At 47.5% G+C, this 19302-nt stretch carries 13 protein-coding genes and 1 tRNA gene; 8 read left to right on the forward strand and 6 right to left on the reverse strand.

The genetic code is table 11. The annotated features are described in order from the left end of the window. The first annotated feature begins 76 nt into the window (after positions 1-76). The 5 genes from JNJ77_01035 (at position 77) to JNJ77_01055 (ending at position 11368) form a co-directional block, all read left to right on the forward strand. Positions 77-1342 carry a prepilin-type N-terminal cleavage/methylation domain-containing protein gene (locus JNJ77_01035; protein MBL8821140.1) on the forward strand — a complete coding sequence of 422 codons (1266 nt, stop codon included), beginning with the start codon at positions 77-79 and terminating at the stop codon, positions 1340-1342. A gap of 21 nt (positions 1343-1363) precedes the next feature. Beyond that, positions 1364-2791, forward strand: coding sequence for a prepilin-type N-terminal cleavage/methylation domain-containing protein (locus JNJ77_01040; protein MBL8821141.1), 1428 nt, complete (start codon positions 1364-1366; stop codon positions 2789-2791). A 151-nt stretch (positions 2792-2942) separates the two neighbouring features. Further along, the gene (locus JNJ77_01045; GenBank protein ID MBL8821142.1) at positions 2943-4238 is read left to right on the forward strand and encodes a hypothetical protein; all 1296 of its coding nucleotides are present in this window, start codon (positions 2943-2945) and stop codon (positions 4236-4238) included. Between the two features lie 100 nt (positions 4239-4338). Further along, on the forward strand, positions 4339-5850 hold the full coding sequence (locus JNJ77_01050; protein MBL8821143.1) for a prepilin-type N-terminal cleavage/methylation domain-containing protein: 1512 nt from the start codon (positions 4339-4341) through the stop codon (positions 5848-5850). A gap of 70 nt (positions 5851-5920) precedes the next feature. Further along, the gene (locus tag JNJ77_01055; protein MBL8821144.1) at positions 5921-11368 is read left to right on the forward strand and encodes a hypothetical protein; all 5448 of its coding nucleotides are present in this window, start codon (positions 5921-5923) and stop codon (positions 11366-11368) included. A 55-nt stretch (positions 11369-11423) separates the two neighbouring features. Here the strand turns inward: JNJ77_01055 and JNJ77_01060 are convergent, their stop codons facing one another. From JNJ77_01060 to tsaD, 3 genes are all read right to left on the reverse strand, one after another. Next, the gene (locus JNJ77_01060) at positions 11424-11783 is read right to left on the reverse strand and encodes a hypothetical protein (protein MBL8821145.1); all 360 of its coding nucleotides are present in this window, start codon (positions 11781-11783) and stop codon (positions 11424-11426) included. Between the two features lie 69 nt (positions 11784-11852). Beyond that, the gene (gene purE / locus JNJ77_01065; GenBank protein MBL8821146.1) at positions 11853-12368 is read right to left on the reverse strand and encodes a 5-(carboxyamino)imidazole ribonucleotide mutase; all 516 of its coding nucleotides are present in this window, start codon (positions 12366-12368) and stop codon (positions 11853-11855) included. Positions 12369-12495: 127 nt separating this feature from the next. Further along, positions 12496-13551: a tRNA (adenosine(37)-N6)-threonylcarbamoyltransferase complex transferase subunit TsaD gene (gene tsaD, locus JNJ77_01070; protein ID MBL8821147.1), complete on the reverse strand. Its 1056-nt coding sequence runs from the start codon at positions 13549-13551 to the stop codon at positions 12496-12498. A gap of 144 nt (positions 13552-13695) precedes the next feature. Here tsaD and JNJ77_01075 point away from each other — a divergent pair. Further along, positions 13696-13778: transfer RNA gene (locus tag JNJ77_01075), tRNA-Leu, on the forward strand. Positions 13779-13917: 139 nt separating this feature from the next. Continuing rightward, on the forward strand, positions 13918-14742 hold the full coding sequence (locus JNJ77_01080) for a PEP-CTERM sorting domain-containing protein (GenBank protein ID MBL8821148.1): 825 nt from the start codon (positions 13918-13920) through the stop codon (positions 14740-14742). A gap of 76 nt (positions 14743-14818) precedes the next feature. On the opposite strand, the gene JNJ77_01085 is transcribed toward JNJ77_01080, so the two are convergent. Both JNJ77_01085 and JNJ77_01090 read right to left on the reverse strand, forming a co-directional pair. Beyond that, positions 14819-16498 (reverse strand): sigma-70 family RNA polymerase sigma factor, encoded by a 1680-nt coding sequence (locus JNJ77_01085; protein ID MBL8821149.1) that lies wholly within the window; start codon positions 16496-16498, stop codon positions 14819-14821. Between the two features lie 200 nt (positions 16499-16698). Beyond that, positions 16699-17046: a hypothetical protein gene (locus JNJ77_01090; GenBank protein ID MBL8821150.1), complete on the reverse strand. Its 348-nt coding sequence runs from the start codon at positions 17044-17046 to the stop codon at positions 16699-16701. 42 nt (positions 17047-17088) lie between these two features. Here JNJ77_01090 and JNJ77_01095 point away from each other — a divergent pair, with 42 nt between their 5' ends. Further along, positions 17089-18339, forward strand: coding sequence for a hypothetical protein (locus JNJ77_01095; protein ID MBL8821151.1), 1251 nt, complete (start codon positions 17089-17091; stop codon positions 18337-18339). Between the two features lie 23 nt (positions 18340-18362). Here the strand turns inward: JNJ77_01095 and JNJ77_01100 are convergent, their stop codons facing one another. After that, on the reverse strand, positions 18363-19241 hold the full coding sequence (locus JNJ77_01100) for an aminotransferase class IV (GenBank protein MBL8821152.1): 879 nt from the start codon (positions 19239-19241) through the stop codon (positions 18363-18365). Between the last annotated feature and the right edge of the window lie 61 nt (positions 19242-19302).

Genomic DNA, 19302 nt, shown 5'->3' on the forward strand with positions numbered 1-19302 from the left:
CCCCGGCTCTTCAAGCCGGGGGTGGGTTCGAGCGGATGTAAGTGTGTTCTGTCTGTGTGCAGTGGAGATGTGACCCATGCGACCGATCCCAAGCCAGAACCGACGCAGTGGCTTCACACTGATCGAACTGATCGTGGTGATGACGATCATCGTCGTAATCGCCTCCCTCACCCTGGGCGTGGTCAGCAAGGGCTTCGGCTGGGTCAAGCAGAAGAACACTGAACAGACGATGACGAAAGTCATGCAGCGATTACAGAATCGTTTAATGGCAAACATTCAAAAAGAAGTAGATGACTGGAGTGTGAATTCACCGGTCTATCAGCAAGCTGAGTTTAATGTTACTCGCGATAAGGTTTTGAAGATTAAGTATTTGACTAAATGGCACTTTCCAATGACCTATGCAGAGGCTTTCCACAATGTACAGGAAAGTCGTGTACTTTATGGGCCTTTGGGGTACGCTCCTGCAGTTGCAATTCTTAATAAATTACGACGCGGGGCAACCTTTATTCCTGATCCATTCTCAGTTCCATTTGCAAATCTATTAAACGATGCTGCAATACCAGCCGGACCCTATTGGCCCGGCGGGACAATTCCGGCCGCACAAGTCCCAAGCCAGAATGCAGCATGTCTGCTTGCAATTTTTGAAACAAGCTTTGGTAGTTCGGGCGATGAATTAACCTCAAACGAAATCTTTGTGGATAGTAGCGTTACATCAGGTGATACCAATCCAAGAATGACCGATGCATGGGGTACCCCCCTAATGTTTTTACGCTATGGCAATCTTTCACCTACTTGCACATTGGGAATGGTTGGAGCGGTTAATCCACTAACAGCACTTTTCGCTGATACTGGAACGCTCACATTGCCATTTAATTACTCAGCTACGCCACCAAACCAATGGAACTTGAACCTTGCAACTCGAACTTTAGTTATTAGGGCGCATAACGTATTTCCCGATATGCAAGCCAGGCTTGGTGGTGCTGGATCTCTTCCCGGTAAAGATCCAGATGATCCTGAAGCAACGTTAGTTACGGGGAGGTTTTTCACTGGAGTAGATACATATTACCCATTCCCTTCGCCAGCAGTTGCAGGTGTAGGTTGGTTATTATCACCTCCATGCCGATGGCTATCACCCTCAGTAGCAGGATTAACCAACGGGACGTATTTCCAAAGTACATTTGGGTATTCTCTCCCAATTGGTTTTCCAAATAACGCGGCTCGAAATTACTCAATCTATGCCCCACTGGTCATCATCTCTGCAGGCGGTGACAAATTGTGGAATACATGGGACGACAACCTCGATAGTTATCGTCTTAAGGTCAATACCAGTGGTCAACAGTAAGCAATTGAGTAGAGGCAAGTCATGAATAAGACCGCAAATCGCAATGGCTTTACCCTGGTTGAGATACTCATCGTCGTGGGTATCATCGTACTGGTGGCTGCCATCTTTGTGCCGGTGATTTTGAACCTTACTGATCGCAATCAGGTACCCAAGGGCGCCAGCCTGCTGGAAAATGCATTGTCCATTGCCAAGACAAAAGCAGTTGAATTGAAACGCCCGTACGGTGTTCGACTATTGGCAGCTGCGAATAATACCAGAGCAACTGCATCTGGGAGCATGATGGCCTGGTATAATCAACTGCAGTTTATTGAAAATCCACCTGAGTATTCAGAACGATGGGTTTGGACAAGTGTAGGCGAATCAAGCACAATGTTTATTCCATTTTGGAATACCAGATTCGCAGATCCTACATCTCCGCCTGCTGGTGTTGATTCGATCAACGCACCAAACTTAAGTGTCTCCTTACCAACTATTCCAGCTGCTATTCGAAATCAATTACAACTAACCTTTGGTGGCGGTCCCGCTCCACCCAATCCAGTCTATAACTATCGCAGACATGTATTGTTTTCACCAATAGTTACATCGACTGGTTGGTTTGGGAACGCCAATATAAATCGTTTTTCAGCGGCAACAAACTTTCAATACAACGATGGATCACCCGATCTGGTTTTTGCTGGCGATTACATTGAATTAAACGGTACTGGCCAAATCTACAAGATCATATTCGTAAGTACGGGGACTTTTCTACTTCCAATTACACCACTGCCTGGCAATAACGCAGCAAATGCTCGAGTCCACTACTTGATTTTGGATCGTCCATTACCAAATGAGATCGTTACTCCACTTAACGGACAAAGCAACTTTCGAATTGTACGGTCGCCACGAGTGGTTGCGAATATCCCCACCATTGATCTTCCACAAGATGTAGTTATTGATGCGAATCCTAGTTTTCTGGTTGGTGGGGTGAAGAATCCCGTAGATGTAAGCGGGAATATCTTCATGAGCGGTGTCGGTAATGGAAATGCAGTACCCAGTGCTATCGGTTCTGGAATAACTACATCCGAGATTACCGGACTGACAACAGTTACTGCTGCTCAAGCTGCACCTATGTTTATTGATATTTTGTTTTCGCCAACTGGAGAAGTACTTCCTACTTCTCAAACAAACGGTCTAGTTGCTCCGCAGGGGCAAAACGCAACTTTCTCCGTCGGTGCCTCTGGTCTGATTGCTCTCTGGGTGCATCAGCGGGGTGATCCGAACTTGTGGGCGGCCCGGCAGATTACTGCTGCCCAGGGCAATGCCGACAACCAGGCTCTGGTTGCCATCAATACTCGTACTGGATTCATTGGTTCCTATCCGATTAATCTCACGCCTGGCCCCAGCGGAGTAGACCCACTCTACAACGCTCGTGCCGGCAAAGTAAGAATCTCAGCGGATACGGGACCGTAGTTCGCAGGGGTGAGTGGTCAGAAGTCAGGGGTCAGAAATTTGTCTTGCTGATGACTGACGGCTGACAGCTTTCCGAAGGAGTGATGTGATGAAACTTTTATCCGAAGCCCGGTTATCGCAGCGAAGTGGCTTCACGCTGACCGAAGTACTGATGGCCATGTTTGTGATGGCTATTGGAATGATCTCCCTGCTGGCCTTATTCCCAGTAGGATTTTTGAACGCCCGCTGGGCGCTCGATGCCGAACAAGTCTCCCGCGGCGCCGCCAATGCCCAGGCGATGACGGAAATGCCGAGGGCTGCTGTGGACAATTCCTCTGGTTTTCCAGTGGTCAGCCAAACGCAGCAGAGTATTCGCAACGATGATAACTATCATCCGGAAGGCGCTACAGCATGGCAGGGGCTTCCCAATTTATCTACCACTCCTTTCGGTAGAGACGTTTTTTTAAAAGATGGCACAAGATGGACATTTATGTGGCGAAATATCAATGGATCGTTGCCAGGAATGCCCGGTGCGAAGTTCAAATTGCCCCCTGTGTTTGTTGATCCTTTCGTTGCATTTAATCCATTGTTAAAGGACACAGCTGTTACCAATCTTCCGTTTCACATTGGTGTTAACAGAGTCGATGACCCGGGTCGTATATTTGTTCCATTTGCACACAATGCCAATGCTCTTCCGGTACTTGCATCGAGTTTTAGACCTGCATGGTCTGTGGGCATTCCAAGGTTAAGTTTGTCGCAATACCAACGCGATCTTGGTGCCGTCAAGCTACGATTGCAGACAGAAACCTCCATGGGGGATGAGATAGACTTTGCATCTAATGGACAACCCAATGTAATTGCAGGTCAGTTTGGCGCTCAGCGACGGTTTACATGGGGCTACATGTGCCACTGGTATGACTACAACATGCCTAATGTATGTGATGTCTCGGCAGTGATTTTTAACAGTCGACCTGATGTCCCTTCGCAATTCCCTGTTGGTGAGGACAGCTACTCCAGCAACCCTGACGTTTTAACCCTAGAGCCCTTTGGACGCTTGTTTGTGAAGGGGTTGAATCAGGCGATTATTCCACTTCCCACGCCTGAACCCATGAAAGCAAAAGTGGGGGATTGGATACTTGATAACACGTTTATTTTGCCCGATTACGATTCAGCTTATCCTAATGAAGTGATGCCTTTTCTTGATCAGTTCGATCCGGCTTGGACTTATACCTATGTGGTATCAGCACAACTACCGGTAGTATCTGGTAATCCACTACGTCCAGGTTTGTGTGGCGGACACTTCTACAAGATTCTGGACATCAGCTCAGTTAGAAGTACTCCATCAGGCATGTTCTTCCAAACCATTACACTGGATCGCCCTGCTCGTTCCGATGGTTTTACTGCCTGCCTGATGCAGGGCATAGCAGATGTCATTGTGAAGGGTGTGGGCCAGTTGCCACAACGATAATTTTTCCTCGCTCCCCTGGAGGGAGAGGGGTTAGGGGTGAGGGGGAAGAGTAAACGGCGTTTGAAAATTGATCGCTGACAGTTTGAACGCCAGGAGCAGAATGATGAGATATCGAAGTACAACAACTGATCGACGCAAGGGGTTAACCCTGGTCGAAATGATGATTGCCCTGGCTCTCTCCATTTTCATCATGGCGATCCTCTCGGAAGCGTTCATCACAGGACTTAATGCGTTTGGTAACTTCAAAGCGCTGGCTGATCTCGATCAACGATTGCGTACGGCTGCCAATATCATCCGTCGTGATCTGAAAGCTCCCCACTTCGACGGCAGTAGGAAACTGAGTGAATGTACCGTGTCAGGAAGACCCATGCCGATGTTGGATGGACTAACGGGATTGCCAGCGGCAAACGGTATGCTGACAGCTGCACAAGCAACTGCTCTGCACCGTCAGTTAAGTCAATATCGGTTTAAATCTCCATTGGAAGGTTTTTTCTCTATTGAAGAATGGCCTAATAGACCGGTTGGAGCGACAATGGTCTTTGAAGGACAGGACTCAAGCGGTCGGCCTAGTTATCGCGATCAGCCAAGTGTAGATTCTACTGGCAATATTGTAAACTTTTCCGATGTCCTACACTTTACCTCCCGATTGGAGGGTAATGAACCTGATAAGTTCTTTTTTGGACGAATTCGAGGAGATGTACTTCCAGGTTTCCCCTCACCCTTACAAAACATTGGACTTTCAGGTGGTTCAACGCGATATGGTTCTCCAGGCCTCTATACTTCTCAGGCTGCAGAATTACTCTATTTTCTAGGATTAGATGGAACTGAAAGATTGCCCGGTGTAACAATTGCAGGTGGTCCAGTTCTTACATTTAACCTTTATCGACAGACATATCTGCTGGTTCCAGATCGCTTTAGTAATGGAGCGCAACCGCCAGATGATACATACTATGGCAACAATGCAGATAATTACTTTAACGGCGTAGTTGCTTCACCGACACTCACTGTTTCAGGCAATGATGTTAGCGCACATCCTACGACGACCCCAAGCATGGCATTCAACACGATGGGTTCAATTCAACACAGATTGAACCGTCGGGGATCACTTTCGTTTCGAATGCCTAAGCATCTGCCTTCGTTGCCTGCCGCATTAGAAGGCAGTGATCTTATGCTAACTAATGTCATCAGCTTTGATGTAAAGGTCTTTGATCCATTCGCATACAAAATACCAGTTAATGCGCTGAATCTTAATCCTTCACTGCCTACGCATGGTCCATTAACAGGTCGTGGTGCCTATGTTGATATCGGAGACGTACTTGGAACTACCGTACCTGGTGGGGTGAATCCTCATCCAACAGCCGCTGGGTTACCGGCAGATGGACTTCAGCCATTATTCGGTGGTCCTTTAAATCCTGCACCTGGTTCTGAACCAGTTGGATTCTTTGATACAGGCACATTACGTTTCGAAGGCCCTCCAGGCGGAACGACTTTAAGACCGCAAGATACTCCTGCAACCCATGCGTATCCGTTTCCATCGATCCAGATAACCATCCGCGTGTTTGAGCCTAAGAGCAGACAGACGCGGCAGATAACCATTATTCAGGACATGTAATTCCGCTGGTTTTATCCCGGGCATATTGCCCGACATACGCCCCCAGCGACACAGATTCTCGAGGTGAGTCATGTTATACCGCAATCACCAGCAACGGCCCCGGCAAGGTATCATCCTGCTGGTTGTGCTTGCCCTGCTCACACTGTTCGCCTCCATCGGCGTGGCCTTTGTTTATTTCTCGGAAGCGGAGGTCAACAAATCTGCCGGACAGAAGACCGGCGAAACCGTCAAGTTGCCCGATGCTGACCTGCTTTTTAACATCGTGCTGAAGCAGATCATCTTCCCGACGAATAACACCAGCTCGGCGTTATTTGCACAGAGTTTGCTTGAAAATATGTACGGGAGAACAACGCCGAATGGTCCAGCAAACATTAGTGCATTCAATGGTACGGGAAGACTACCTCTATTCGATCCAATTACTGGGCAAGATATGTTGTACCGTCTGAATTACCAAGGCGGAATTTATAATGAACAGATGCATGGCAGTTTGAATCCGACATATACCTATCCCGATCACAAGAATCCGTATTTGGGTGCTGTTGCAGCAAACTGGCGCCAGCCTGATTTTACAAACCATATTATCGGCATACCTCATGGTCCTGTGGCAATCGCCCGGTCGTTTGCACGGGAAATGAAATTCAGAATTGCTTTTACTACATCAACTGGTGCAGGTTTCCATGAGATCATTTTGAATCCATACTCTAACGCTGTTTTTCCGAGTGGTCTTCCACACGCCGCCTTCTGGTCCAGCACAGGGCCACTTCTCATTGGCGATTTGCCTAATGTTCCTGACCCTGGTATCCCCGATCCTCGAACCTATGTTCCAAACACCACTGTGACATGTGCTCCAGACGGAACCGGTGCACAACTGATAATCACGCCACAAACGGCGTTACAGCATTCACTTCGTCCGTCCCGTTATACCAATCCGCTGTTCCCCCCCCCTGGTGATCTGGGCGGTGATGTGAAGAACCTGCCCCCAGAAGTGAAGACCCTGGTGGGTTTCAATGGTACAACACCAGTCTTTGCCAATAACGACAGCTACTGGGTGGACTTTGGATTTCCTGCATTGCCCTGGTCGAACAACCGCAAGATTAAGCCGATGGCTGCTGTCTTCATCAAGGATAATGACGGTAATGTCAACCTCAACGTGGCCGGCAATATTCGCGGGCGAAGTGAACCTACGGTTCTTGATCCCAATGCGACTCGTCATGTTTCATCACATGGTTTGGGACCATGGGAAATCAATCTGCTGAAGCTGGGCATACCCATCTCTGAAGTCCGACAACTGATGGCGGGAGCACAAATTGGCTCAAGCTATATACGTGGCAGAGCAGGTATATCAACTGCCGATAACGATCCGATAACAATCACCAACGGCTATTGGCCATTAGTTCGTGGAGCGCCTCCCTACGCCTCTTATAATTTAGATGGCAGTAATGATGGGCCATTAGCAACAGATAATTGGCGAGAATCCAATCCATGGTTACTGGCAGGAGACGTATTGCCACCGAATGAACGCTTATTTCGTCGATTCCCATTCTTTTACAACCCTTTACCGCTACCTTATCTACCGCCTGCACTCACGGTCAATAACGGCTATAACTCCGGCGTTCAAGGAGAATACTACCGTAGCGGTTTCCCCCGCAGCCCGCTATTCATCTCCCCCTTTGCACCGCCCCAGGTAGTAAACAATCTAGCTTCATCGGGAGGCAATAGTCCGCAACGCCGCTTTGGCTTTCATAATCAAGAAAGCCTCTATCGCTTGAACGATACAGGCACCGACAAACTCGATGGTGAAATCCGCAAGCTGATGCCGACGGCCTTTTCTTCACCGCAGCAGCGCTGGCAGATGACGACAATTAGCAATGATATGAATGTAAGGGGATTATCACCATGGTTTAACAATCCAACTGGAGACTATACACTTTCAGCAAATCCACTTACGAATGGTGGTACAGGTCCTTCCCAGCAATTATTGACAGGAAACCAGGCAGAGTTTACGCCTAATCCACCATTTTGGCGATCTAAGTATGGTGGAATGACTCGACTCGATATTTCTAGACAATTACCAGATTATCCAATCCCGGCAGACAATAATACGCAGCTTGTTTATGCAACGGATCCTACTGTACAAGCCCGATATAAGATTGCACTTTATGCGCGGCAAAAAATGGCAGATGAAATTTATAATAATCTCCGTGAGTTAATGCATCCTGCTCCAGGTAACGAAGATGCATTTCGTTACCTGGGACAGATAGCTGTCAATATCGTTGATTATATTGACAACGATGATTACCCCACTTGGTTCCACGTACCTGATATCGGAGCAACTAATTCCACGTCGATTGTTTGGGGAACCGAACTGCCTCGATTAGTGCTCAATGAAGTTTACGTTGAAGCTGTCAATAATCCTGGTGATCCCTTGCCAATGAACCAAGCACAGAATGACTATGATGTCAGACATTGGGTAGAACTATACAACCCACTGATGAGTGGGGAATACCAGGGAATCTGGCCAAGATCAGCGGGTGCACCCTTACCACCAGCGGCAGATCCCAATGCATCAGAAGCGCGTCTGAATGTTGGTGGATCATCAGCTTATCGCTTGATAGTTGCTCGTAATTCTATCAGTGCTAATGTCACTAATATGCGTGCTAATGGCAATACTCTGGGTTATCCAACTGATTTATCAGATCCTCAAACCAAGGTAGTTTACTTTCCACCTGGATCAACTGTATTGCCTTCAGACACTAATTATGGAACTGGAGAAACTACAGCAAACAACGGCTTTTATCTAGTAGGGCCAGCGACTCCCAATCCAACACCTCCACCCGCATTTTTACCACAGCCACCCGATGGTGCTACAATTGGAGCTCCAGTACCTCCTACTGATCCATTAAATTTCCCAACACCACATCACAGTGATGTTGGAATGATTCAGTCTGAACGTATAGCAAAAACAAGTGGACGTTTTCCTGATGATGAAGTCAATCGCTCTGCGATTATCCTACAGCGATTAGCAAATCCTTATCTGCCACATAATCCGTTAAATGATCCTGCTGTTCAATTGACTGGTGAGATGCACGATAGTGGTTTGCCATACAATCCTTACATAACAATTGATTATGTTTCTCATATCCGCATCAATCATGCTGTTAGCCGTACTGATTCTGGATCGACAGCAGACTATGATCCTGTGGTAAACCGTACTTCGATTGGAAAGCATCAACCCTACACAAGTATGAATGAACCGTTAAATCCTGCTTCAAATAACATGCAGGGTTTTTGGATTACTCAACGTCCTGACCGCGATAATAATACCGCAAATGTACAACCATTAACCAATCAACCACAACATACCTTTTTACGGCATAACGGTGTAGAGACTGACAGGCCCAATGGCGCTATCATTCCTAATCCAACTCCCGACGCCAGCGGGTTGACCTACAACAATACACTTCGTTTACCATTTGATTGGTTGACTCACCTTGATCGTTCGCCTACCAGTCCGGCAGAACTGTTGCATGTTAGTGGGTTCAAACCGCACGAGTTAACACAACAGTTTAATAGGTTGACATTACTTAATGGAACCACGTATACACGTATAAATCCACCTGCGGCTCCTCCCCCCGATTTAGCCCCGGGAAATAAAGTCGAAATTACTGCGACAAAACCATTGTTACCAAATCCGAACACAAACAGTGCGTTTATAGGGACTGAAAAAGGCAGCCCCTATTCGCTTAAAGAAAATGATCTCGTCTTTGTCAACTGGCTCACTCCCACAGGAAATATATCTGAATGGGTACGTGTACTTTCGTTACTTGAAGACCCATTATCTCTCAATCATTATGCATCGAATACTACCAGTACATTCCGTGCTCTGACAAATGTTACAGCAACCGGAATTACCGGTGTTGAAGTTCGACTGATCGTACCGTTTGCGCATTACGCGCCATGGTACAGAGCACAACAGAATGTAGATGTTCAATCTACGAGCAGACTCTACCGATTCCTAGAGACTGTTGCAGTGCGCAATCCTGGTGTGGATATTGGTCAATACAGATTTACTGTCAATAACCCTGCCAACATTATTCCATCAGGTGATGGTTATTCAGTATGGCTACAACTTGATAGTGGTACAGGTATCCCAAGTAATAGCACAACCTATTTACTTTCTAAAAATGATGCAATTCTGAATGTAAAAGCAGGTGATGCAGCAGCACTAGTTACCAATGCAACTCTGCCACCAGCCATCGGAGAAACGCTAGTAGTCAACGCTAATGCTGGCAGTGAAGGTGACCGAGTTATGGTATTGGAGATCGACCCTTTAAACTCAAATCGAATCCGAGTGTTACTTAATAATCCATACCCATTGCCAACTGTCTTAAACCCGATGACTCTCGACTACACTTATGTAGCAGGTCGTCAACCAGGCAGAATCAACCTGAATACGATTTGGGATATCGAGACTTTCCAGGCATTGGCTGATGCGCAACCTATGAACTCGTTTTCGAACGTAACTATCCCCCCACTTCCAGCACCACCATATTTTGATGATAACAAAGTTGATAGTGTATTTCATCGACTACTTCAGCAACGTCAACCTCAGTACTTCTATGGCCCGCGATTGGTTGGTCATACTGGCAGTAATGGGCTTACGCCGGAAGACCGTCCTTTGCAGGGGATGGGAACTGGAGATATTGCTGCCTCGCCAGTAATTCCTCAACAGGGTATTGGCAATACCTTCTTGAGTGATCGTTACCAGGAAGCGGCTGGTGGATTCGTGCCATTGGCTGCAGGTGCACGATCTCTGGACATGAATTCGCCGATCGGCCCTGATATTGGCGACCCTCACCGTTTTACCCGCACGCTGTTTGAAGTCGGTGCACCGGGATTGGCACATCCGGCCCGTCGTTATGAGTTGCTTAGCAAGCTCTGGAACAATTCCACAGTTCGCAGCAATACATTCTCGGTCTGGATCACTATTGGTTTCTTCGAATATGATGAAGCCAACAACTCCATCGGTGCCGAACTCGGACAATTGCAAGGCAAGTACGTGCGTCACCGCTTCTTTGCGGTTGTTGATCGCAGTTCAATCGATAGTTGGCTCCAAAGCTGGAATCTTCATGCACCAAATGGTAGTCCTCAACCTGCTAGCATTAACTTGTTCATGAATTCCAACTTGTTCCCAACGCTTGACCCTCGGCATGAGACGTATCCGACGCTGAATATGTCGCCCAATGCGATGGCAGTAGGAGGAGCAGCAGTTCTGGTTTCGCCTGGAATTTATGATGTAACTGTGACCGGAACGAATCCATTCGCAGCTTCCGATGTGGGTCGATTGGTCCAGGTAGAAAGTGGCCCAGCAGTTGCACCAGTAACTGAAATTGGACAGATCATCTCGGTAGCAGGTACGATTATACGGGTACGCTTAACAACGCCTCCAGTAGATGTGGTTGTGATCCGTCCACTGCCCGTGCCTCCAACGGTACTGCATTGGTCGCAGTTGAAATAATGACAGTGAAGTTAACAACTCACGAACCCACAGACTTCGATCTGTGGGTTTTTGTTTATTCGTTGCTGTAAAGTCCGTTGACAAATTCTTCAGCCTGGGCGGCATTGGCTTTGGTGACTTCGAGTTCAATTTTGCCGTGTGTCATTCCAGGAATGTCTTTAAACGTTTCAAACGAGCTGGCCTGCATGACGACTTTCACACCCATCCAAGTGGTGCCCAGCCAGCCTTTGATTAATTGCACCGAGGTGATTTTCTGAACAGGTATTTTTACCTGTTTCACGGCACTTTTAATTATGCCGCTGATACTGTCCTTGATTTGATACTCAAACCGGAAATGATCGCCTTCGTCGTAGACGATACCGTGACATTGTCCCAGACCGAACAGCGATGGAATAGTAAAAGGGACAGATCGCACGGGTAGATCCTTTCTTGAACGCTGAGAGTGTATTCGCATTCTGCAAGCAATTATTTGTTCCTCTGGCTCTTAACTTCCACCTTCTGTTTCAGGAAGTGTTTGCCCCAATACCGTTTCCGTTTGCCAGCGACGATATTCCTCAAGAGCTAAACGGTAGGCAGGGTATTTATTGCCCAGAATGGCAATCGCCAGCAGTGCTGCATTGCCTGCGCCAGCAGTGCCGATTGCCAAGGTGCCCACTGGAATTCCCACTGGCATTTGCACAATAGATAGGAGGGAATCAACTCCCCGAAGAACTTTGGATTCAACAGGCACACCCAGCACGGGCAGTGAAGTCTTGGCTGCTGTCATGCCAGGTAGATGAGCTGCTCCGCCAGCCCCGGCGATCAACACTTCCAATCCACGAGGTGCTACATTACTGGCATATTCAAACAAGAGGTCAGGCGTTCGATGTGCTGAAACGATCCGGGTTTCAAAAGGCACTTCAAAACGCTGCAGCATCTGGGCAGCATGCTTCATGGTTTCCCAATCTGAAGAGGAACCCATGATGATGCCAACCAGGGGAAGTTCAGGAGGTGCAGCCATGTCGAGCTTCTCGTGATGAGGTGCATTACTCTAAGGTAATTATTAATGTAGACGATTTATTGTCACTTCAGAACAAGACATGACTTATTTTCACGTTGGATCAGTATTTTTTAACATTAAACCTGTTTCAATCCCTGTTTTGTCTGCGATTCGCTATCTTCCTGGCACTCCACTGAGGTTCCGCATCAAGGTCGAGACTGGCAAAATCACCCTGATAATAAGATTCGACTGCTAGCGCAGCCATCGCAGCGTTATCGGTACACCACTCCATGGGGGGGATTATTAGTTGGTAGCCGGCCTGGGTTGTCATATCGATCAGCGAGTTACGAAAAGACTGGTTGGCAGTGACCCCGCCGCCTACTGCCAGTGTCTTCAGGTTTTGCCGTTGAAGGGCCTGTTTGCACTTGGCTGTCAGGACATCGATAACGGCCCGTTGAAAACTGGCAGCAATGTCAGCGCGAACTTGAGCAGTTATTGTTGTTCCAGTAGTTTCCAGATCACGCAGGCAATATCTGACCGCGGTCTTCAGGCCTGAAAAGCTGAAATCAAGCCGTTCTTCCCTCAGGAAACTTCGGGGAAAGTTGTAGGCAGAGCTATTGCCCGATCTGGCAGCACGTTCCACGTTCGGACCACCCGGAAAGCCCAGTCCTAATAGTGCAGAGATCTTGTCGAATGCTTCGCCTGCAGCGTCGTCAATGGTGCCACCAAGGGGTCTACACTCCAGCGCGGAATCACATCGGAAAAGAGTGGTATGCCCACCACTGACAACCAGGCCGATACAGGGATAAATATTCCTTCGAGCAGCCAGGCGGCAGGCATAGAGATGTGCATCAATGTGACTCACTGCAATCAGGGGAATATTCAAAGACCATGCCAATGCCTTGGCAGCGGAGACACCTACCAGCAACGCACCGACCAGGCCAGGACGGTTCATAACCGCTACGGCTGAAATCTGTTGCAGTGAAACGCCTGCTTCCTGTAATGCTGCATTCAAGACTGGGAGGAGCTGCTTCAGATGTGAACGGGCTGCCACTTCTGGTACGACGCCCCCAAATCGAGCATGCAGCGGCATTTGGGAAGCCACTACACTCGAAAGTATGTTCGGCCCTGCTTCCGGAGTTCCTGCCTCAAAAATAGCAACAGCCGTTTCATCGCAGGAGGTTTCAAGGGATAGAAACAGCATGGGGATTTAGACAATTGATGTGTTGAAGACAAAGTACAGCATAGGAACCGCAAGAATCTGACACTATGCTTCTTGCTAACAGGGCGGTATTTTTCTATCGTTGGAAATATGAACATGACAATGGCTGAGGTGTCATAAAAGAATGCCGAAGTGGCGGAATGGCAGACGCGACGGATTCAAAATCCGTTACTCGCAAGAGTGTGTGGGTTCAAGTCCCTCCTTCGGCACTCAAAGCCCTGCAAATGATGCTGCAGGGCTTTGATTTTTTAAATTAAAGTTTCGAAGCAAGTTGAAGTTTTCTATTGCCTAGCCTTAAATATTGTTCTAATTTACTCTTGTCAGAATCAACTTGGAGATTAGTCTTTTATGCTCAAGCGTCTACTTCTTTCGCTCGGATTTGCTTTTGGGTTAGGTTCTGCATCTTTTGCACAAACCATTATCATTGATTCCTTTACTTCGGGCACTCTCCCGAACGGCTACAATTTCAATATCAGCCAGACAGGTTTAGGCAGTACCTCAGATAATCCAGGAGCTGTTCATGCAGCTTCGAGCGTGATCAATCCAATTGGAGGTGTTAACCAGGGGCAACGCATCGTTCGTGCTCACGTAACCGATGGTGACACCACACTGAATTTGAATAACAATATAGGCATTTCCAATCAGCTGAATGTTGCACTTGGTGCAGGTGCACAAGGACATTTTCATCTGTATTACGGTTACAGCAATTACAATCCCAACAATGCACCTAATGATCAAGCAGGAAATTATGCAGATCTTGGCAGGGATTTAACTGTGGGTGGCAATAATGTACTCCAGATTTCTGTTCTTGATCCAGATCATTCTGGCGCCATTGAAATCATGATTATGAGCCACCGCGGTAATAACGGTGGTACTGAAGCATTGGCATTTGTGAGCAAACCATACACTTTTGGGCCTGGTGTACAGGTATTGACCTTTAACTATTCCGATTTTGTAGGCGTTGATTTTACACAGGTCGATCAAATCATCGTTCAACCTCAAGGTGATTTGCAAAGTGCAGCAGATCTAGGCTTGGATACATTTATATCTACGATTGCAGTACCAGAGCCAACCACCTATGCCTTAATGGCTGGTGTGAGTCTCCTTGCTGGTGCAGGTTATTATCGTCGTCGTCAGATGGTGAAAAATGCATCGGAACAGGTGTTGGCATAATTTAACATTGAATTCATTATAAATGCCCGCGAACAACAGTTCGCGGGCTTTAATTTTTTGGTACTACTTTGCGAAATTACATTTCTCCAACGCCTTCTTCAGCCAGGTTTTTCAGTTTGAGCAGGCCGCGTGCTTCGATCTGTCGCACTCGTTCCTTGGTAATTCCTTCACGCTGTCCGACCTGTTCCAGAGTCATACCACGTTCGCCGTTGATGCCATAACGTAGTTGCATGATCCGTCTTTCCCGGTCGTCCAGACGATCCAGAAGTTCATGTACCTGCCTTTTCTTGCTTTCGGCAGTAATCATTTCCCGCTGCTCATCCGTGCGATTATCTGCCACTCCATCGAATATTTCGTCGGAACCGGTCAGGAATCGATCCCGTTTGGTCTTTTCGTCTGGCAGACTCCGAGCATAGTTTTTCATGATAGCCCAAGAGGCATAAGTTGAGAACTTATTGCCCCGGCTGTAATCAAACTTCTCAACAGCTTTAATCAGGCTGAGATTGCCATCAGATAGAAGTTCATAGAAGTTATCCGTGGGCCGAGCATGTTTTTTGGCAATGGAAGCAACCAGGCGCATGTTGGCATTGATCAATTGATCCTTCACCTTTTGTGCCTGCTTGAGCAGTTCTTCCAGGCGATCCATGTCGGATGCTCGTGCCTTGTCTGGATCAATACTCTTCTGTAACTGGCTTGCCTGATGTTTCAGGAAATTCATCTTGCGGAAAAGATGTTGTTCCTGTTCCTTTGAAAGCAATGGAGTTGAATACAGGGGAAGCAACTCGGCAGGTACGCCTGCATGGTTCTGAGCCAAGAGCTTAGCCTGAGCGAGCTGATATTCTGCCTGCTGAGGCATATTGCCCAGAATTTCAGATGCCTTTTTGGCATTTGCCTGTTCCAATTCCGGTGAGCTTATGTACGAGACTGGCTCCTTCAACAGGCGATGAGCACGTACTTCATTGACGATTCGCAAAACCGCAGTTCTGGTTCGCTGGAACTTGCTGGCCAGTGCTTCCACAGAGATGCCCCGTCGGAAGGAACTATAAATAGCTGAACGATCATCATCCTTGATCTGGGCTCGCTGCTGTGGAAAAACCTGATCAGGCTGAGTTTGATCATGACGTTTGATCGTGTAGCGCACCGCTTCGACCGAGCGACCAAACTTCTTGGCTACTCGTCGGCAGATATCCATGAAGCGGTTTGGATTAGCTTTGGCCAATCGGCGAGCACGATTCAGGATGGCTGAACGTTCTTCATCGGACATTTGTGAAAAGCGAGCGCCTTTTTCGACATCGTCCTTGTGCTGTTCCAGGAACCGGCTCAGCAGAGATTGTCGAACAGCAACTTTGCGACGACCGTTGCATAGAACCTTGCGAGTCACCAGACCTTTATCACGCCAGCGACTGACAGTCTTAGTGGAAACTTTGAGATTCTTGCTGACTTGGTCTAACGTCAACATCGGTTCGGAGAGATTATCCGCCGGTACTGGTGGAACCGTTTCGTTGAGATCTTCAATGAACAGATGCAGATCGTGTTCAAGTTCGGCACTGTCAATGAGCAATTGAGGATTGGCATCCGTTCGGAAACCGGTGATGCGGAAGCAAACGTATTGATAGGGGTATTGCTTGCCGGGAATGATTTCCGTCAGGAGTTTTTCAATGCGGTCGAGTTGTCCCAGCCGTTTTTCAACAGGTGCAAAACGTACCTGCTGATCTTTCAGTTGTCGAAGTGCAGGATGTCGATAGTCCTTCATCATGGGTTGAACCCTTTATAATAACGACGTCACTAGGGTGAGCGTCGGTTGAAATTGCAGCCAGAATAGCGAGAGACTTGTTGTTAGATGAGCCTGAGGGTATTGATATACCAGGCCCTAATAGTTATTCGTTCGAGGGCTAACAGGTTGCGCGATTCTCATCAAGTTTTCGGTATTGAGTTGCCGATACTTGTGGATCGCTTTCAGTTAGACACCAGAGTGCCAAAAAAGTTCTCTGAAACAGGTGCATCACGTAACTCCCGGTAGAATACAGGATTACGATCCCTGAACGATGCGTTGTCGGGTGAAATTCCCGCAGCACAATGAAATACAATGCAAGCTTCGCGCCAAATCATCCAAAACCACCCAGAAGCTGATTTTTCCAGCAGATCATGACCTGCCTGCATCAACAAGGCAAACTGTAACGGTTCTGATGCAGGACTTTTTCCGATGTCAATCGCAGAGTTGACTTGGCTGTGTATACTGGTGTGGACACTTTTACACTGACTGGTCATATTTTCAAAATCATGCTGCAATTCAAGTTCATTCATGCATCTGGTCGATATTGCACACTTGGTGTTGCAATGTGGTGCATGCTGCTGACGACCTTAAGCAAACTGCCAGAACAGGAAAAAATCACTCTACGTGAAAGTTATCGAGTGGGTGATTTGTACCAGGTAGAAACAGCAACTGAACAGACCGGTGTTCTTGATACCATCCCCGATCCTCAACAACCCAACCTGCCAAAACGGCTTGCCAAAACTGGCAAGGCAAAAAGTCAGTATGTTGAAAAGGTCTTATCACTTGATTCGGAGCGATTAGCCAGCAAAACCATTCGTCGCTATTCGATTCTCGAAGCGGAGCAGACTATAGGTTCTGACGTGACTCAAGCTCGATTACGTCGATCCATACAGCACATTGTGCTGGATCGTGGAAGTCAGGCGGTTACATTTTCACCTGATGGCCCGTTACTCCTGGGTGAGTTGGAACAGGCTCGGACCGATATCTACCTTCCACGTCTTGCCGGTCTGTTACCAAACTCGACAGTCAGCCAAGGCGACTCATGGAAAGTCAGTAACCCAGCTATTCTGGAATTGACTGATCTACAGCAAATACAAACCGGTTCACTGGAATGTACTCTCACCAAGATTGAGGATGGCCAGGCAATAATCAGGTTTTCTGGTCAGGTATCGGGTACAACGCCGATGGGCAGCAATCAGCAGACGATTCAAGGGCATTATCGGTTTGATATCAAATTGCAGAAAATTATCTCGCTACAGTTTGAAGTTACCAGCCTGCTGAGAGATAAGCAGCAGAAACAGGTAGGAGACATTACAGCAAAGTTTCAATTAACCCGACAGTTTGCTGGCCTGCAAGAAATAGACGGATCACGCTTGAAGCTGGAACCTGACGAGGACAACACTCTGCTGCTGGTGCAAGAGCCACGACTGGGGCTGGAACTGGTTCACTCACGTCGATGGGTACCACGCCCGGTAAATGATAAATCGTGGATCATCGATGGGCCTTCAGGATCAGGATTAACCATTCAGTTTGAACCAGCTCAGAATATTCCCGCAGGAGAAAGTGTACGCAAACAGATTGAGTCAACGTTGATGCGTGCTGCAGATCGTCTCAAACCTCTGCCCGATCCGCCTTCGTTTGGAGATACTGTCCGTTACAGTTGGAGTGGATCACAGAACGGCAAGGAATTTGTATTCGAATACTACCTGTGGAAACAAGGCAGTCGTGGTGCAATCATCGCAGGTCGATATTTTGCTCCAGAAGCAGGACTTGCTATCAAGGATGCAGAACGAATGATTAAAAGTTTGAAACTTGCACAGTAATACAACGTAATGGTCACATTTTATTAATGCAGTACATATTCATCCCATGCTTGGCGAAGTTGAGTGAATATTGGCCCATGAAGTGGTAATGTTCTGTCTTCGAACAATCCAATCGGTGCAATGCCATAGGGGGTACTGGACAGGAAAGCTTCCTCTGCCTCTCCAATATCCTTTTCAGTTAGATCAGTTTCCTCAAAATGGATGCCACATAGCTGACAAAGTTCTTCAGTCACCTGCAGGCTGATGCCATGGAGTATGTTGTTTCGACGGGGTGAATAGACTTTGCCTTGACTAACCAATAACACGTTAGCGCTGGCTGTCTCGGTGAAATGCCCTTGTGAATCTAAAAGCAGTGCCTGAGCCTGTGGATGGCGGGATTTAATTTCGCGTTCAGCCATCCACCAATGGATTCTGCTACGTTGCTTGATCTGTGGCGAGATGACAGATGCTGGAACACTTTGCGTGGTACGAGATAGCATTACCGTTGCCCCCTGCGTGTAGTAAAGGGAAAATCGCTCCGTCTGTAATGGATAACTGTAAGCCAGGAAATGGGGCTGGGCTTCCATCAAACCACCTGGCCTACCAAGAAAATAACCAACATCGCCGGGAGTTAGCAACCAAGTGAGGGTCCATTCAGCCGCAGGAAGTTGTTTCCTGTTGCGTTCAAGAAGTTCTTGCAGGATCGCTCCGATTCTTTCGAAGGAATATGGGACCGGCATACCCACCAGGCTGGCACTTCGAAAGAATCGGTGAAGATGATCGTACAGTCGAAACGGCTTTTGACGATAGGTTCGACATTGATCGGTGATAGTTGCACCGAAGGTAAAACCAGCATCAGCGGGACTCAGTATAACCTGATCCAAGGGCAGAAAATGATCATGTTCAAATGCCCAGAACGTCATGTGAATGCAACGGGAAGTACATTGAAAACACAAACCCACAGACCAAATCTATGGGTGGTCT

It is taken from the genome of Planctomycetia bacterium, from assembly GCA_016795155.1.
In the GTDB taxonomy this organism is placed as follows: Bacteria; Planctomycetota; Planctomycetia; order Gemmatales; family HRBIN36; genus JAEUIE01.

Excerpts from the sequence above, each read along its gene's own strand:
- JNJ77_01080 (MBL8821148.1), top strand. The coding sequence starts at position 13,918 with ATGCTCAAGCGTCTACTTCTTTCGCTCGGATTTGCTTTTGGGTTAGGT.
- JNJ77_01100 (MBL8821152.1), bottom strand. The coding sequence starts at position 19,241 with ATGACGTTCTGGGCATTTGAACATGATCATTTTCTGCCCTTGGATCAG.
- JNJ77_01050 (MBL8821143.1), top strand. The coding sequence starts at position 4,339 with ATGATGAGATATCGAAGTACAACAACTGATCGACGCAAGGGGTTAACC.
- JNJ77_01055 (MBL8821144.1), top strand. The coding sequence starts at position 5,921 with ATGTTATACCGCAATCACCAGCAACGGCCCCGGCAAGGTATCATCCTG.
- JNJ77_01035 (MBL8821140.1), top strand. The coding sequence starts at position 77 with ATGCGACCGATCCCAAGCCAGAACCGACGCAGTGGCTTCACACTGATC.
- JNJ77_01095 (MBL8821151.1), top strand. The coding sequence starts at position 17,089 with ATGCTGCTGACGACCTTAAGCAAACTGCCAGAACAGGAAAAAATCACT.
- JNJ77_01085 (MBL8821149.1), bottom strand. The coding sequence starts at position 16,498 with ATGATGAAGGACTATCGACATCCTGCACTTCGACAACTGAAAGATCAG.
- JNJ77_01090 (MBL8821150.1), bottom strand. The coding sequence starts at position 17,046 with ATGAATGAACTTGAATTGCAGCATGATTTTGAAAATATGACCAGTCAG.
- purE (MBL8821146.1), bottom strand. The coding sequence starts at position 12,368 with ATGGCTGCACCTCCTGAACTTCCCCTGGTTGGCATCATCATGGGTTCC.
- JNJ77_01040 (MBL8821141.1), top strand. The coding sequence starts at position 1,364 with ATGAATAAGACCGCAAATCGCAATGGCTTTACCCTGGTTGAGATACTC.
- tsaD (MBL8821147.1), bottom strand. The coding sequence starts at position 13,551 with ATGCTGTTTCTATCCCTTGAAACCTCCTGCGATGAAACGGCTGTTGCT.
- JNJ77_01045 (MBL8821142.1), top strand. The coding sequence starts at position 2,943 with ATGGCCATGTTTGTGATGGCTATTGGAATGATCTCCCTGCTGGCCTTA.